Here is a 14466-nt window from a genome sequence, read left to right on the forward strand (position 1 = left end):
ACCCGTGGGCCGATGCCGTCGCGGTGCCGGACGTGCTCTTCCAGGGCGGCCCCGTGAGCCCCGAGGCCGCGCTGGCGGTGGCCCAGCTCGCCGACCCCGCGGACGTGCCGGTCGGCTTCCGTCCCGTGGTCGGCAGCGACCGGTTGGGGCTGCTCGATCTCGACACGCCGCCGGAGCTCGTCGAGGGCAGCCTGCGCGGCCTCCGGATCTTCGCCGGGTACGCCGGCTGGGGCGCCGGCCAGCTGGCCGGCGAGATCGGCGCGGGGGACTGGTACGTCGTCGAGGGCGAGAGCGCGGACGTGTTCCGTGGGCACGTGACCGACCTGTGGCGCGACGTCCTGCGCCGTCAGCCCGGCAATCTGGCGTGGCACTCCACACGTCCGGCCGACCCCGACCTGAACTAGGGCCGCGGGCGCGTAGGCTTGGTCCATGGCCTTCCTGGGATTCGGCACCAAGACCGCGGTCGAGGAGGACGTGCGCGAAGAAGAGCGCACCGTCCCGACCGACGAGGGCGACCACGACCGCTTCTCCCACTACGTGGAGAAGGACAAGCTGACCGAGGCGATGGTCATGGGGACTCCGGTCGTGGCGCTGTGCGGGAAGGTCTGGGTGCCGAGCCGCGACGGCACGAAGTTCCCCGTCTGCCCCGACTGCAAGGAGATCTGGGAGTCGCTTCGCGACGACTCCGGTGACGGGGACGACGCGTGACGGGGCGGCAGGAGGCCGCCACCACGCCCGCTCCGACGGAGGCTCTGACCCCCGCGTGGCCGAACCGCGCCGCGTGGGGGACGGCGACGAAGCTGCGTGCCTGGCAGCAGGCGGCGATGACGCAGTACTTCGCCGACCTCCCGCGTGACTTCCTCGCGGTCGCGACGCCCGGAGCCGGCAAGACGACGTTCGCGCTCTCGGTGGCCGCCGAGCTGCTGGGGCGGCGGATGGTCGACCGGGTGACGATCGTCGCCCCGACCGAACACCTCAAGCTGCAGTGGGCCGAGGCTGCCGCACGCGCCGGCATCCCGATCGACCCCACCTACTCCGCGGGCCAGGGCAAGACCTCGGGTGAGTTCCTCGGCGTCGCGGTGACCTACGCCGGCGTGGCGGTCAACCCGCTCGCCATGCGGATCCGAACCGAGCGGTTCAAGACGCTCGTGATCCTCGACGAGGTCCACCACGCGGGCGACGCGCTCTCGTGGGGCGACGGCATCCGGGAGGCGTTCGAGCCCGCGGCCCGTCGGCTCGCCCTGACCGGGACGCCGTTCCGCTCCGATGCCAACCCGATCCCGTTCGTCACCTACGCGCCCGGTGGGGACGGCATCCCGCGCTCGGTCGCGGACTACACCTACGGCTACGCCGAGGCGCTGCGCGACCACGTCGTCCGTCCGGTGCTCTTCATGGCCTACTCCGGCCAGATGACGTGGCGGACGCGCGCCGGGGACGAGATCGCCGCCCACCTGGGCGAGCCGCTCACCAAGGACCTCACCTCCCAGGCGCTGCGGACCGCCCTCGACCCCCAGGGGTCCTGGATCCCGTCGGTCCTGCAAGCCGCCGACAAGCGGCTCTCCGAGGTGCGCCGCCATGTCCCCGACGCCGGCGCGCTGGTGATCGCCACCGACCAGGACTCCGCACGCTCCTACGCCAAGACGCTGCGGTCCATCACGGGGGAGCCGGCCACCGTCGTCCTCTCCGACGAGAAGGCGGCGTCGAAGAAGATCCAGAAGTTCGCCGAGAGCGACAGCCGCTGGATGGTCGCGGTCCGGATGGTGTCCGAGGGTGTCGACGTGCCCAGGCTCGCGGTCGGCGTCTATGCCACCACGACCTCCACTCCGCTCTTCTTCGCCCAGGCGGTCGGCCGGTTCGTGCGCGCCAGGACGCGCGGTGAGACCGCGTCGGTGTTCCTGCCGTCGGTGCCGATGCTGCTCGGCTTCGCCTCCGAGCTCGAGGTCGCCCGCGACCACGTTCTCGGCAAGAAGGTGCAGGACGAGGACGACATCTTCGCTGCCGAGGATGCGCTGATGGCGCAGGCCAACCAGTCCGAGAGCGCCTCCGACCAGGAGGCGCTCGGCCCCTGGGAGGCGCTGGGCTCCGAGGCGCGCTTCGACCGCGTGCTGTTCGACGGCGGCGAGTTCGGGCACGCGGGGGAGGTCCACGTCGGCTCCGAGGAGGAGATGGACTTCCTCGGCATCCCGGGCCTGCTCGACCCCGACCAGATGCGCGACCTGCTCCAGCAGCGCCAGGCCGAGCGCGCCCAGAAGCAGCGGCAGCAGAAGGCCTCAGGCCCGGCGGCCGAGACGGTCGCCGAGGTGTCCACACACGAGCAGCTGGCGATCCTGCGGCGCGAGCTCAACGGTCTGGTGGCTGCGTGGCACCACCGCACCGGTCAGGCGCACGGCGTGACCCACAACCGGCTGCGCAAGGAGTGCGGTGGTCCGGCCGCCGCGGTCGCGACCGCCGACCAGCTGCGTGCCCGCATCGACGCCATCCGGGACTGGGCGGCGCGCCGGTCGGGGTGAACCGGGCGTCGGCCGCACCCGCGGGCGTTCGCCGGTCAGGCGGTGGCGGTCGGGCCGGCAGCGGGCGCTGCGCCCGGCTCCGTCTCGACGATCTCGCGCAGGATCGCCACGGCGGTGGCGAGGTCCTCGGGCGTGTGCTTGCTCGTCGCGAGCCGCTCGCTCACCGCGGTGGAGATCCGGTCGCGATGGGCGTCGAGCTCGGTCCGGCCCGCCTCGGTGAGCGTGATGACGCAGCCGCGAGCGTCGGTCGGGTTGGGCTCCTTGGTGACGAAACCCGACTCGACCAGCTGGGCGACCTGCGCCGACATCGTCGGCTGCGAGCAGTTGTCGGCCTGGGCCAGCTCGGTCACGCCCAACGGGCCGACCTGGTCGAGGATCGAGAGGACGCGCACCCCGGCGGGAAGGTCGATCGAGCGTCGCATGGTCCGCACCAGACGGGCGGCATACATCACCACGTCGCTCGTCATGGCGAGCGACGTCGCCGACAGGAGGAGATGCTGCATGGTCGTCCTCTGCAGGTCAGGGGTGCGGATGGGTGAGCAGTGACATTATCGGGTCGCGGCGACCGCGGCGTCACCACGTTCGTCCGGACCGTGGATCAGGGCCTCGGCGAGGAGGCCGCCGTCGTCACGCCGCCTGCGTGTGCGGCTCGGGCAGCGCCCGGCCCAGGCCACGGATCGAGGAGCTCAGCAGCAGGAGCAGCGAGACAGCGATGTACACGATCCCGGAGACGAGCAGCACGTTGCCGAGCCCGTACGCCGCGGCGAGCGGCCCCAGGCAGAGCTGGCCGATCGGAATGGCGGCGTAGGAGCCGAGCTGGTCGTACGACGAGGCGCGGGAGAGCAGGCTGCCCGGGATGTTCTCCTGCATCGCGAGCGTCCACCCCATGCTGAAGACCTGGATGCCGACGCCGGAGAGCAACGCGGCGAGCAGGAGCACCGCCAACTCGGTCGTCGTCCCGAGGACCACCATCGGAAGCCCGAAGAGCGCCATCCCGAGCATGCCGAGGAACAGGGGCCGGTGGAGACGCCAGCGCATGAGGGCGAGCGTGGCGAGCAGCACCCCGATGCCCTGGGCGGAGAGGGCGAGCCCCCACCCGTGGGCGCCCAGATCGGACCGCTCCGCGCGCACCGGGCCGAGGGTGTTGAACCCCCCTTCATAGAGCGCGTTGAGGAGGCACGTCGCCGCGACGCCCAGCCACAGCCAGGTGGTCTTGCGGAAGTATCCCCAGCCGGTCGCGAGGTCGCCGATGATCGAGCGGGTCGTGGGGACGGGCGAGGACGGGACGCGCACCCGGAGCATCAGCGCGGCCGCCACCAGCCAGGTCGCCGCGTCGATCAGCAGCGCCCAGCCGGGGCCGGCACCCACGACGAAGACAGCAGCGAGGCTCGGCCCCAGGATGGCGAGCACCGCCCGCGTCAGCGAGGTGAGGGCGTCGGCCTCCTGAAGCTGTGACGGGGGGACGAGCTGTGGCACGAGCCCGCTCAGCGCCGGGATGCCGGCCGCCGAGGCCGTGCCGTTGATGGCCGAGAGCAGCACGAGCTGCCAGAGCTCGGCGTGGCCGGTCAGCACGAGCACCGCGGCGACGGCCTGGCTGGCGCCGGAGGCGAGGTTGCTCGCCGCGATCACCGGCGCGCGACCCCAGCGGTCGGCGACCACGCCACCGAGCAGCATGAAGACGATGAGCGGGATCGTGCGCGCGGCCAACACCAGGCCGAGCGCGATCGGGGAGCGGCTCACCGCGATGACGGCGAACGCCAGCGCCACCGGCGCCATCATGCTGCCGATGAGGTTGATGGAACGCGAGGCGAAGTACCACCGGAAGAGTGGTGCGCGGAGTGGGGCCATCGCCGAGATCGAAGCCACCCGCCGAGGGTAGACCCATCCCGCGCTCATGTGGACAGTTGCTCGGCGAAGAGCCCCTTCGGAGGCCCTCTGTTCTGGACCACCCCGTGGCCCACGGCAATTCTTCCGGCGGTCAGCCGATCGCGACGCCCGCCGCGCGCAGCTCGTCGAGCGCGCGCTCGGTGGTGTCGGGAGCGACGCCGGCGCTCAGCGCGGTGAGCACGGTGGTCGCGAAGCCCTCGCGCGCCGCGTCGAGGGCCGTCGCTCGCACGCAGTGGTCGGTGGCGAGACCGCAGACGTCGACCTCGGTGACCTCGTGAGCGCGGAGCCAGCCGGCCAGCGTCGTCCCGTCCTGGGCGGCTCCCTCGAAGCCGGAGTACGCCGCCTGGTGCTCGCCCTTGCGGAAGATCTCGTCGAACGGCTCGGGGTCGAGGTTGGGATGGAACGCCTCCCCGTCGGTCCCCACTCGGCAGTGCACCGGCCAGGACTCGGCGAAGTCGGGCTCCTTGGCCCAGTGCTCACCCGGGTCGACGTGATGGTCCTTGGTCGCCACGACATGGTCGTACGCCGCCGCGCCGGGGTCCCGGTGGGCCCAGTGCTGCAGCAGCACCCCGATGTCGTGCGCCACCCGCGCCCCGCCCGGCACCGGCAGCGATCCGCCCTCGCAGAAGTCGTTCTGGACGTCGACCACGATCAGCGCACGTGTCATGGGAGCGAGCCTAGACTTCGCGGCCCCTCTTTCGCGTCGCTCTGGTCCCGCGCCGCAGCGGTCAGACGAAGATCGTCGGGATCGCGGGGTCGCCCTTCGCCATGGACTGGATGGTGAAGGGCAGCTCGGCGCGGGCCTTCGCGTGGCGGCGGCGGGCGTCGGCGAGGGGCTCGCGTCCGACGATCTCGCCGTCGCGCACCAGCGGGACCAGGAGTGGGCGGTCGTCCCCGTCGTCCGTGGGCGCGGCGCCGACCCCGATGACCTCGGCCTCCGCGACGCCGCGGGCGTTGCGCCGGCGAAGGGCGAACTTGCGGCCGCCGACGGACGCCTTGTCGGCGCTCTTCTTCGCGACCGGGACCAGCGTGCCGTCCTCGCCCTCGCGGGCGACCAGCTTGTAGACGAACCCGCAGGTGGGGTGGCCGCTCCCGGTCACGAGCTGGGTGCCGACGCCGTAGCCGTCGACGGGGGAGGCGGCGAGGGCGGCGATCGCATACTCGTCGAGGTCGCTCGTCACGATGATGTGGGTGTCGGTGGCGCCCAGCGCGTCGAGCTGCTCGCGTACGTCGACGGCCAGGACTCCCAGGTCGCCGGAGTCGATCCGCACCGCACCCAGCTCCGGGCCGGCGATCTCGACGCCGAGCCGCACCGCCTCGGCGATGTCGTAGGTGTCGACCAGCAGCGTGGTGTCCTTGCCGAGCGAGGAGACCTGGGCGCGGAACGCCTGCTCCTCGGTGTCGTGCAGCAGGGTGAAGCTGTGGGCGCTCGTGCCGGCGCTGGGCACGCCGTAGCGCGCCCGCGCGGCGAGGTTGGAGGTGGAGCCGAAGCCGGCGACGTACGCCGCCCGTGCGGCCGCGACGGCCGCCTCCTCGTGGGTGCGTCGCGAGCCCATCTCGATGCAGGGACGCTCACCCGCGGCGAGTGTCATCCGCGAGGCGGCGGAGGCGATCGCCGAGTCGTGGTTGTAGACCGAGAGCAGCACCGTCTCGAGGAGCACCGCCTCCGCGAACGTCGACTCGACGATCACCAGCGGCGACTGCGGGAAGTAGGCGTCGCCCTCGGCGTAGCCCCACACGTCACCCGAGAACCGGTAGTCCGCGAGCCAGCCGAGCGTCGCGTCGTCGACCACGCCCTCCAGGGCAGACAGCGTCTCCTGATCGAAGCGGAACGCCTCGATCGCGTCGAGCGCGCGGCCGACACCGGCGACGACGCCGTACCGCCGGCCCCCGGGGAGCCGGCGCGGGAAGAGCTCGAAGACCGAACGACGGCCCGCGGTGCCGGCCGCGAGCGCCGCCTGGAGCATGGTGAGCTCGTAGTGGTCGGTGAGGAGTGCGGTGCTCGTCGAGGACCCTGCCTGCGATTCAGTCACGGGCGCCATCGTGACACGATGGTCCCCATGAGCTCACCCCACGAGACCGCTCGCTGCGCTCGCGCTCACGCGGGGGCCCCGAGATGAGCGCGCCCAGCCCCGTGGAGCTCGACGAGCCCGAGATCGACGACCTCGCGCTGCCCAGCACGCCGTGGGTGACCATCGTGTGGAACGACCCGGTCAACCTGATGTCGTATGTCACCTACGTGTTCCAGAAGTACTTCGGCTACTCCAAGAAGAAGTCGGAGAAGCTGATGCTCGAGGTCCACAACGACGGCAAGTCGGCGGTGAGCGCGGGCACGCGCGAGGAGATGGAGCGCGACGTCCAGGCGATGCACGAGTACGGCTTGTGGGCGACCCTGGAGAAGCAGGAATGATGGGCGGGTTCAGCTACCACCGGCGTGGCAAGCAGGTCATCGCGACCTTCACCGGCTTCGAGGCCGACCTGCTGCGCTCGCTCGCCGGGCAGCTCGTGGAGCTGCTGCGCAACGAGGCCGCCGCGCCGAGCGAGTCCCAGGACCCGCTCGAGGCGATGTTCGACTTCTCCGGGCCCACGACCGAGCCCGACGACCCGGTCCTGGCGCGGCTCTTCCCGACCGCCTACCGCGAGGACGAGGAGGCGGCCGCGGAGTTCCGTCGCTTCACCGAGGGCGCGCTCCGCGACGGCAAGGCGAACGCGGCCGCGACGATCATCGACACCCTCGAGGAGGCGGGTCTACCGCCCGAGCTGACCGAGGACGGGCTCGTCATCGACGTCGAGCTCGACCACGACGAGGCCGAGACGTGGCTGCGCTCCTTCACCGACATCCGGCTCGCGCTGGCGACCCGGCTCGGCATCGAGGAGGGCGACGAGGACTACTGGGACTCGCTGCCCGAGGAGGAGCAGGTCGCCCAGGTCTACGGGATCTACCAGTGGATGGGTGTACTGCAGGAGACGCTGGTCGACGCCCTGTGGGGCGAGTAGTGCCGGTCCCCGAGTTCATCCTCGAGCTTCGCAAGCACGTCGGCCACGCCGAGCTGTGGCTGCCCGGCGTGACCGCCGTCGTACGCCGGGACGACGAGCTGCTCCTGGTCCGCCGGTCCGACAACGGGCAGTGGTCGCCGGTGACCGGCATCGTCGACCCCGGCGAGGACCCGGGCGTCACCGCCCGACGGGAGGCGCTGGAGGAGACCGGCGTGAGGGTCACGGTCGACCGGCTGGTCTCGATCTCCGCGGGGGAGCGGGTCACCCACGCCAACGGCGACCTCGCCGTCTACCTCGACCTCACCTTCGCCTGCACCTACGTCTCGGGCGAGGCGCACGTCGCCGACGACGAGTCCACCGAGGTCGGCTGGTTCCCGCTCGACGGGCTGCCGCCGATGAAGGACGCGCTGCACGAGCGGATCGCCGCCGCGCTCTCCGGCGAGGTCGCTACCCGATTCCGCGCGTGAGGTCCGCCACTGTCCGGTAGCCGGGCAGGGCGGGGTCGCGGACACCGACCACCTAGGCTGTGAGCGTGCTGACCATCGACCAGGCGACGTACGACGCGATCGTCGCCCACGCGAAGCGCGACCACCCCGACGAGGCGTGCGGGATCGTCGCGGGGCCCGAGGGCTCCGACCGTCCCGAGCGGTTCGTCGAGATGATCAACGCGGCGGGGAGCCCGACGTTCTACGAGTTCGACTCGACCGACCTGCTCCAGCTCTACAAGGAGATGGACGCGAACGACGAGGAGCCGGTGGTCGTCTACCACTCCCACACCGCGACCGAGGCCTACCCGAGCCGCACCGACATCGGGCTGGCCAGCGAGCCGAACGCCCACTACGTGCTGGTGAGCACACGCGAGCACGGGAATAACGACGGCCCGGTCGAGTTTCGTTCCTACCGGATCGTCGACGGCGAGGTGACCGAGGAAGAGGTCAACGTCGTCGCGTCCCTGGACTGACGTCCACCTGCTTTTCAACCCTGTTCGACAAGGAGAAGACATGGCCATCGAGGTCAAGATCCCGACCATCCTGCGCACCTACACGGGTGGCGAGAAGGCCGTCAGCGCCGACGGGACCAGCCTGAGCGCGCTCATCGACGACCTCGAGGCCAACCACCCCGGCATCAAGGACCGCCTCATCGACAACGGCGACCTGCGCCGCTTCGTCAACGTCTATGTCAACGACGAGGACGTCCGCTTCATCGGCGGCCTCGAGGCGCAGCTCAAGGACGGCGACCAGGTCGTCGTGCTGCCGGCCGTCGCCGGCGGCTCCTTCTGAGTCCGGCACCGGGAGGACGGCGTACGTCATGGCTCGCTTCGACAACCTGATCGCCTCGGTCGGCAGCACGCCGCTGGTGGGGCTGCCGCGGCTGTCGCCGAGCCAGGACGTCCGCCTCTGGGCGAAGCTCGAGGACCGCAACCCCACCGGCTCGATCAAGGACCGTCCGGCCCTGAAGATGATCGAGGAGGCGGAGAAGGACGGCACGCTCCGTCCCGGCTGCACCATCCTCGAGCCCACGTCGGGCAATACCGGCATCTCACTCGCGATGGCGGCCAAGCTCAAGGGCTACCGCATCGTCTGCGTGATGCCGGAGAACACCTCCGAGGAGCGCCGCCAGCTGCTGCGCATGTGGGGCGCCGAGATCGTCTCCAGCCCGGCGGCCGGCGGCTCCAACGAGGCGGTGCGGGTCGCCAAGCGGCTCGCCGCGGAGCACCCCGACTGGGTGATGCTCTACCAGTACGGCAACGCCGCCAACGCGCTCGCCCACGAGGAGGGCACCGGCCCGGAGCTCCTCGCCGACCTGCCGTCCATCACCCACTTCGTCGCCGGCCTCGGCACCACGGGGACGCTCATGGGCGTCTCGCGGTTCTTCCGGCGCGCGAAGTCGGAGGTCCGCATCATCGCCGCCGAGCCCCGCTACGGCGAGCTGGTCTACGGCCTGCGCAACCTCGACGAGGGCTTCGTCCCCGAGCTGTACGACGCCGACCTGATCGACGCGCGGTTCTCGGTCGGTCCGCGCGACGCCGTCCGGCGCGTGCGCGAGCTGCTCGAGCTCGAGGGCATCTTCGCCGGCATCTCCACCGGTGCGATCCTGCACGCCGCTCTGGGCCAAGCCGCCAAGTGCGTGCACGAGGGACAGAGCGCCGACATCGCGTTCGTCGTCGCCGACGGCGGCTGGAAGTACCTCTCCACCGGCGCCTACGAGGGCACCATCGACGAGGCCGAGGAGTCTCTCGAAGGCCAGCTCTGGGCGTGACCGGCGCCGCCCGGCGGAGCGTCCGCGGCGTTGTCGGTCCTCGACGCCCCGCTTCGCTTGACGGGCGCCTTCGGCCCTCCGCCTTGCGGCCGCACGCGCCGGACGACGCCGGTCCTCGACGCCCCGCTTCGCTTGACGGGCGCCTTCGGCCCTCCGCCTTGCGGCCGCACGCGCCGGACGACGCCTGACCTCAAGCGGTGCCCGGCGAGTCAGCGGACGCGGAGGTTCTGCTTGCGGTCGAGGATGCTCCCGGGAACGGGCCTCAGCCCGAGCAGGTCGAGGGCGAGGTCGGCGACGTCGCCGTTGCGGACCGGCTGGCGCGCAGGGGCGTACGTCGGCCGGCGGGTGCCGGGCCGCTGGTAGGCGGGGTTGAGCGCGTAGAGGTCGCGCCCCTTCGCCACGCCCTTGCCCCAGACGACGAAGGGCACCCGGTAGTCGGCGTACACGCGCGGTGTGTGGCTGTGACTGCCCTTGAGGAAGCCGTGGTCGGCGGTGAGGATCACGACCGTCCTCCGCTTGAGCGCCGGGTGGCGGTCGAGCGCGGTGAGCACCAGCCCGAGCTGCGCGTCGGTGCGGCGTACGGCGGTGAGGTAGCGCGCACTCATGCCGCCGTACGCGTGCCCGGCCTGGTCCGGCAGGGAGACGTGCAGGAACGTGAACGGACGCTGCTTGGTCACCAGGTCGCGGACGGCCGACCTCACCAGCGCCGTCTGCGCGGTGTCGACGTGGAACCGGGTGATCGCGACCGGCCACGACCGGTCGTAGAGCCGGAACTTCGGCTTGGTCGAGAAGAGCGCAGTCGTGCCGCCGGCGCGGTGGACGACGGTGAAGACCGAGCTGACGAAGTGGCCGGCGGCCTTCGCGACCGTCATCCGGGGCCGGTCGTCGTCCCAGGTGACGCCGTGGCCGCCCTGGGAGGCGGTGATGCGCCGCCCGGTCATCATGCCGGTGTGGTTGGGCAGGGTGACGTTCTGCTCGTACTCCGTGCGGGCGTTGAGCGTCGACGCGCCGTGGCGGATCAGCCGGTAGAAGTGGGGGAGGCGCTTGGCGCCCAGCTTCGTGAGCGCCGCCGGGTTGAGCCCGTCGACCGAGATCGCCAGGACCCTCACCGAGGGGTCGGGACGAGCCGCGGGCACCCGGGCGGAGACCACCCGGGCCCGGTCGGGCTCGGGCCCCGGTCCGGCCTGCGACGAGCCGCAGCCGCCGACGGCGAGGGTCGCGGCGAGCGTGGCGCTCACGGGCAGGGCCAGCAGGGAGCGACGGTCCATACCGCCGAGCCTACGTGACGGGGCTCTCGCCGTGTCGGAGCGTGACGTGGGTCAAGGGTCCGTGCGTCGGCGCGGGCGAACGCCTAGCCTTGCGTCTCGTGCGCGCCCCCGTCCCCACCGATCCCGCGGCCCCGATCGGCATCTTCGACTCCGGCTTCGGGGGCCTGACGGTGGCGCGGTCGGTCATCGACCAGCTGCCCCACGAGTCGATCCTCTACGTCGGGGACACCGCCCGGGCGCCGTACGGTCCCAAGCCGATCGCCGAGGTGCGCGAGTACGCCCTCGAGTGCCTCGACCACCTCGTCGACCAGGGCGTCAAGGCGCTCGTCATCGCCTGCAACTCCGCCTCCGCGGCGATGCTGCGCGATGCGCGGGAACGCTACGACGTCCCCGTGGTCGAGGTGATCCTCCCGGCGACGCGGCGTGCGGTCGCCGCCTCGCGGACCGGCCGGATCGGCGTCATCTGCACCCAGGCCACCGCCGAGTCGATGGCGTACGACGACGCCTTCGCCGCCGCTCCGCACGTCGACCTCCACACGCAGGCCTGTCCGAAGCTGGTCCCGTTCGTCGAGGCCGGGATCGTGGCCGGTCCGGAGCTGATCGACGCGGTCCACGAATATCTCGACCCGCTGACCAGCGCCGGCATCGACACCCTCATCCTGGGCTGCACGCACTATCCGCTGCTGACGGGCGTGATCTCCTACGTCATGGGTGACAACGTGACGCTCGTGAGCAGCGCGGAGGAGTCCGCCAAGGACGTCTACCGGGTCCTCGCCGGCACCGGCCTGATGCGGGAGAGCGGCGAGCCGTCGTACACCTTCCTGACCACCGGCAACCCGGACGAGTTCGAGACGATCGGGCGCCGCTTCCTCGGGCCGGAGCTCGCGGGAGCGAAGCAGTTCGTCGGGGGTCTGGTGTGAGCGCGATGAGGCTGACGATCGTCGGGTGCTCGGGCTCCTACCCGGGGCCCGAGAGCCCGGCGTCCTGCTACCTGGTGGAGGCTGACGGCGTCGACGAGTCCGGGGAGCAGCGCACCTGGCGGATCGTCCTCGACCTCGGCAACGGTGCGCTCGGCGCGTTGCACCGCTACGCCGACCCGCTCGCGGTGGATGCCGTGCTGCTCAGCCACCTCCACGCCGACCACTGCATCGACATGGCGAGCTACTACGTGCTCCGCAAGTGGCATCCGAGCGGTCCGCAGCCGCGGATCCCGGTGTGGGGGCCGAAGGGCACCGCGCGCCGGCTCGCGAAGGCCTACGACCTGCCGAAGAAGCCGGGGATGCAGGAGGAGTTCGCCTTCTGCCGCTATCAGGACCGCTTCACCGTCGGCCCGTTCACGATCACGCCCGTCCCGGTGGATCACCCGGTGCCGGCGTACGGGCTGCGCATCCAGGTCGGCGACGCCGTCCTGGCCTACACCGGCGACACCGGCCCGACCGACGCGCTGCTCGACCTCGCCCGCGACGCCGACCTGCTGCTCGCCGAGGCCTCCTTCCGAGACGGTGACGACAACCCGCCCAGCCTGCACCTCACCGGCCGTGAGGCGGGGGAGACCGCCGCGAGGTCCCGCGCGAAGCGCCTCGTCGTCACCCATGTCCCGCCGTGGCACGACGCCGACGCCATCCTCGCCGAGGCGAAGGGCGCCTACGACGGCCCGGCGGAGCTTGCCCGGCCCGGAGCCGTCTACCCGCTCTGACCCACCCGGGGTGGCCCCTGGGGAAGCCATGACAAACGTCGTGCGGCTTTCAGGGTCAACCCGGATGCGGGGAGCCGCCCGGCAAGGCAGGCTGGGGGCCATGATCAAAGTCGAGGGATTGACCCGTGTCTACGGGTCCTACACGGCGGTCGACGACGTGTCGTTCGAGTGTCAACCGGGCAAGGTGACCGGCTTCTTGGGCCCGAACGGTGCCGGCAAGACGACGACCATGCGCGTCATGGTCGGGCTGACGCCGCCCACCAAGGGCACGGCGACGATCGACGGCCGTCTCTACAGCCACCTGCCCAACCCCGGTCGCCACGTCGGCGTGCTCCTCGACGCGTCGGCGCAGCACGGCGGTCGCACCGGGCGCGAGGTGCTCATGCTCGGGGCGATGACGATGGGGCTCCCCGCCACGCGGGTCGACGAAATGCTCGAGATGGTCTCGCTGACGCCGGCGGAGTCGCGACGGAGGACGAAGAACTACTCACTCGGCATGAAGCAGCGCCTCGGCATCGCCCATGCGCTGCTGGGTGACCCCCAGGTGCTCATCCTCGACGAGCCGGCGAACGGGCTCGACCCGGCCGGGATCCGCTGGATGCGCGGCCTACTCAAGTCCTACGCCGACCGTGGTGGGACCGTGCTGCTCTCGAGCCATCTGTTGCACGAGGTCGAGCTGATCGCCGACGAGATGATCCTGATCGGTAACGGCAGGATCGTCGCGCAGGGTGACCGCCGGTCGCTCCTGGCGAACGCCGGTCCGGAGCAGTCGCTGGTCACCGCGCTCGACAATGACGCGCTGACCAAGGCGCTCGCCGCGAAGGGCCTCCACCCCCAGGTCGCGGGCGAGGGCCTGCGCGTCGACTGCCCGACCGTCGAGGTCGGACGCACCGCCGTGGAGAACGGCATCGTCCTCACCGACCTGCGCTCCGGCGACGGCGGCCTCGAGGAACTCTTCCTGCAGCTCACCGCCGACACCCAGCGCGAAGGAGTGGTCGCATGACCGCCGTGACCCAGCCCCAGGCGCCGACCCGTCCGGCGGCCGGCGGCGGAATCCCGTTCGCGCGGTTGCTCAAGGTGGAGTTCCGCAAGTCGTGGGACACCCGGGCCAGCTTCTGGCTGCTGTTCTCCATCGGCGCGATCGTCCTGATCGCCGAGCTGATCGCGGCGATCGTGACCGGCGTCCAGGACGTCGACGACGTCCAGTTCGGAACGTTCGCCACCGTCGCCGGCTTCGTCAGTCAGCTGTTGCTGCCGGTGCTCGGCATCATGCTGGTCACTTCGGAGTGGAGCCAGCGCACCGCCATGGTGACGTTCGCACTCGAGCCGCGGCGCTCGCGTGTCGTCCAGGCCAAGATGCTCGTCGGCCTGATCTGGACGGCCGTCACGGTCGTCTTCGCGCTGGCGGCCGGCGCCGTGTTCAATCTGCTCTACGCAGCGATCTCGGGACACATCGACTGGTCGGGCGGCGCCGGCATCACCGGATTCGTCATCACCCAGTCGATCGCGATGCTGCTCGGCTTCGCGCTGGCCGCGCTGCTGCTCAACACGCCTGCCGCGATCGTCATCTACTTCGCCTACCTGTTCGCCCTGCCGACCATCCTCGCCATCGGCAGCGCGCTGATGGCCTGGTTCAAGTCGTTCGCGGAGTGGATCAACTTCAGCGGCGCCCAGAACCCGCTCTACGACGGCTTCTGGCACATGAGCGGCAGCGAGTGGGGCAAGCTGATCGTCTCGGGCTGCGTCTGGTTCGCCATCCCGCTCGCGATCGGCCTGCGCCGCATCATGCGGGCTGAGGTGAAGTAGCCGCGGGTGACGTCGCGGTCGGCGCCGGTCGTTAGGGTGCATC

At 71.4% G+C, this 14466-nt stretch carries 18 protein-coding genes; 13 read left to right on the forward strand and 5 right to left on the reverse strand.

The window, feature by feature from the left end:
• The 3 genes from AB3X52_RS11430 to AB3X52_RS11440 all read left to right on the forward strand — a co-directional run.
• Positions 1-404: YqgE/AlgH family protein (locus AB3X52_RS11430; RefSeq protein ID WP_367994201.1), on the forward strand; the 404-nt coding region annotated here is incomplete at its 5' end.
• Between the two features lie 25 nt (positions 405-429).
• The gene (locus AB3X52_RS11435) at positions 430-708 is read left to right on the forward strand and encodes a DUF3039 domain-containing protein (protein WP_367994203.1); all 279 of its coding nucleotides are present in this window, start codon (positions 430-432) and stop codon (positions 706-708) included.
• On the forward strand, positions 705-2510 hold the full coding sequence (locus tag AB3X52_RS11440; RefSeq protein WP_437440549.1) for a DEAD/DEAH box helicase: 1806 nt from the start codon (positions 705-707) through the stop codon (positions 2508-2510). Before AB3X52_RS11435 ends, AB3X52_RS11440 begins: the two co-directional genes overlap by 4 nt.
• A gap of 35 nt (positions 2511-2545) precedes the next feature.
• Here the strand turns inward: AB3X52_RS11440 and AB3X52_RS11445 are convergent, their stop codons facing one another.
• The 4 genes from AB3X52_RS11445 to AB3X52_RS11460 form a co-directional block, all read right to left on the reverse strand.
• On the reverse strand, positions 2546-3013 hold the full coding sequence (locus tag AB3X52_RS11445; protein WP_367994204.1) for a MarR family winged helix-turn-helix transcriptional regulator: 468 nt from the start codon (positions 3011-3013) through the stop codon (positions 2546-2548).
• A gap of 124 nt (positions 3014-3137) precedes the next feature.
• On the reverse strand, positions 3138-4376 hold the full coding sequence (locus tag AB3X52_RS11450; protein WP_367994205.1) for an MFS transporter: 1239 nt from the start codon (positions 4374-4376) through the stop codon (positions 3138-3140).
• A gap of 112 nt (positions 4377-4488) precedes the next feature.
• On the reverse strand, positions 4489-5064 hold the full coding sequence (locus AB3X52_RS11455; protein WP_367994206.1) for a nicotinamidase: 576 nt from the start codon (positions 5062-5064) through the stop codon (positions 4489-4491).
• A gap of 61 nt (positions 5065-5125) precedes the next feature.
• On the reverse strand, positions 5126-6430 hold the full coding sequence (locus AB3X52_RS11460; protein ID WP_367994207.1) for a nicotinate phosphoribosyltransferase: 1305 nt from the start codon (positions 6428-6430) through the stop codon (positions 5126-5128).
• 83 nt (positions 6431-6513) lie between these two features.
• On the opposite strand from AB3X52_RS11460, the gene clpS reads away from it, so the two are divergent.
• From clpS to AB3X52_RS11490, 6 genes are all read left to right on the forward strand, one after another.
• The gene (gene clpS, locus AB3X52_RS11465; protein ID WP_367994208.1) at positions 6514-6807 is read left to right on the forward strand and encodes an ATP-dependent Clp protease adapter ClpS; all 294 of its coding nucleotides are present in this window, start codon (positions 6514-6516) and stop codon (positions 6805-6807) included.
• On the forward strand, positions 6807-7394 hold the full coding sequence (locus AB3X52_RS11470; protein ID WP_367994209.1) for a DUF2017 domain-containing protein: 588 nt from the start codon (positions 6807-6809) through the stop codon (positions 7392-7394). The genes clpS and AB3X52_RS11470 overlap by 1 nt, the downstream gene beginning before the upstream one ends.
• A complete protein-coding gene (locus AB3X52_RS11475) occupies positions 7394-7861 on the forward strand; it encodes an NUDIX hydrolase (RefSeq protein WP_367994210.1) in 468 nt (155 codons plus the stop codon). Before AB3X52_RS11470 ends, AB3X52_RS11475 begins: the two co-directional genes overlap by 1 nt.
• A gap of 65 nt (positions 7862-7926) precedes the next feature.
• On the forward strand, positions 7927-8355 hold the full coding sequence (locus AB3X52_RS11480) for a M67 family metallopeptidase (protein ID WP_367994211.1): 429 nt from the start codon (positions 7927-7929) through the stop codon (positions 8353-8355).
• A 40-nt stretch (positions 8356-8395) separates the two neighbouring features.
• The gene (locus tag AB3X52_RS11485) at positions 8396-8674 is read left to right on the forward strand and encodes a MoaD family protein (RefSeq protein ID WP_367994212.1); all 279 of its coding nucleotides are present in this window, start codon (positions 8396-8398) and stop codon (positions 8672-8674) included.
• Positions 8675-8702: 28 nt separating this feature from the next.
• Complete coding sequence (locus AB3X52_RS11490) at positions 8703-9653, forward strand: PLP-dependent cysteine synthase family protein (RefSeq protein WP_367994213.1); 951 nt, start codon at positions 8703-8705, stop codon at positions 9651-9653.
• A gap of 209 nt (positions 9654-9862) precedes the next feature.
• On the opposite strand, the gene AB3X52_RS11495 is transcribed toward AB3X52_RS11490, so the two are convergent.
• Positions 9863-10921, reverse strand: coding sequence for an alkaline phosphatase family protein (locus AB3X52_RS11495; RefSeq protein ID WP_367994214.1), 1059 nt, complete (start codon positions 10919-10921; stop codon positions 9863-9865).
• Between the two features lie 98 nt (positions 10922-11019).
• Between AB3X52_RS11495 and murI the strand changes: the two genes are divergently transcribed.
• From murI to AB3X52_RS11515, 4 genes are all read left to right on the forward strand, one after another.
• Positions 11020-11841: a glutamate racemase gene (murI, locus tag AB3X52_RS11500; protein ID WP_367994215.1), complete on the forward strand. Its 822-nt coding sequence runs from the start codon at positions 11020-11022 to the stop codon at positions 11839-11841.
• A gap of 5 nt (positions 11842-11846) precedes the next feature.
• On the forward strand, positions 11847-12617 hold the full coding sequence (locus tag AB3X52_RS11505) for an MBL fold metallo-hydrolase (RefSeq protein ID WP_367994216.1): 771 nt from the start codon (positions 11847-11849) through the stop codon (positions 12615-12617).
• A gap of 100 nt (positions 12618-12717) precedes the next feature.
• Positions 12718-13620: an ABC transporter ATP-binding protein gene (locus AB3X52_RS11510; protein ID WP_367994217.1), complete on the forward strand. Its 903-nt coding sequence runs from the start codon at positions 12718-12720 to the stop codon at positions 13618-13620.
• Positions 13617-14423, forward strand: coding sequence for an ABC transporter permease (locus tag AB3X52_RS11515; RefSeq protein ID WP_367994218.1), 807 nt, complete (start codon positions 13617-13619; stop codon positions 14421-14423). Before AB3X52_RS11510 ends, AB3X52_RS11515 begins: the two co-directional genes overlap by 4 nt.
• The last annotated feature ends 43 nt before the right edge of the window (positions 14424-14466 follow it).

Origin of the sequence: Nocardioides eburneus, assembly GCF_040838215.1 — a bacterium.
Lineage (GTDB): Bacteria > Actinomycetota > Actinomycetes > Propionibacteriales > Nocardioidaceae > Nocardioides > Nocardioides eburneus.